Source organism: Wolbachia endosymbiont of Tuta absoluta, assembly GCF_059414725.1.
This window is the reverse complement of sequence record NZ_JBNRJY010000067.1, coordinates 1-1,021: the sequence shown is the minus strand read 5'-3', so window position 1 is coordinate 1,021 and position 1,021 is coordinate 1. Positions and strand designations below refer to the sequence as shown.

Annotated in this window: 1 pseudogene; it reads right to left on the bottom strand. The window is 39.3% G+C overall.

Features of this window, described 5'->3' with window-relative positions:
• Nucleotides 1-882: 882 nt before the first annotated feature.
• Nucleotides 883-1,021, bottom strand: a pseudogene (locus tag ACJ5GX_RS00700) (carbamoyl phosphate synthase preATP-grasp domain-containing protein); the annotation flags it as partial.

Below are 1,021 nucleotides of genomic sequence, written 5' to 3'. Positions count from 1 at the left end.
AGGTCATACATGCTAAGTCTCAGTCAAGGCCGCAATTCAGGAAATAAAGGAGGTTCTCTCACTTGTCGTCCGTCGTTCCGTTTTTTATCGCAACATAACGCAACCGTCTGTAAGACGAAAGGAAATTTCGAATTCAGATCTTATTCCCATACAAATACGGCTTCGGTGGATTAACGGTGCGTAACGGACGCGTGTGTCAAACAATTGACACATCTTTCCCATGCCATCCTTTCTTCTGACAGAAGCATGCGTTACGATGCGTTAAAAAAAACGGAAGGACGGACAACAAGTGAGTGAAATGCCTAACTTACCTTAAAGAAGTGCTGTTACTTTCAGTCAAACAGGAAAAAAGTAAAGTAAATATATAAGTAATGTCAAGTCTTACAAGTTGTCGCAAAATACGCGTGATCGATCATAACTTTAAAATTGAGGTTGTTCAAGTGAGCTTCATGTGCACGTTACGAAACCCTCGGTGGGCGAGTCAAACTCGCATTCGACCATGAAATGGTAAAGTACACCAATACTCATACGCTGCTTAAAGATCGATCACCAAACTTACTATGGGAAGTCCAAATTTTTTTGACATTTCCTGAAATATTTTCTTAAGGGAAGTTATTTAGTTTCATGGTCTGAATGCACCCTATCAATATTCTGAGGGCTGTTCCATACACCCTGTCTTTCTACCTAAATTAAAACCATACAGGGACGACGAGACGATACACACGGTAACGAGCTTACTACAAACTTTACTGAAGTAAGAAGATGAATGACAGAACTTTCTCTCCGTTTAATCAAGTTATTCCATAATGACACCTGAGTAGGCTTACGGCAGTCCCATTAAACTAAGCTTCTACACATATAACTTTATAATTAAATTGATCGATCTGTCATTATAGTTGCGGGGTTGGAGTTAACTAAAATGACTTTATAACCTTCACTTTTTAATACTTTACAGCTTTGCGTTCCAGAATAATCAAACTCGCATGCCTGACCTATAACTATTGGGCCTGCTCCTATTACT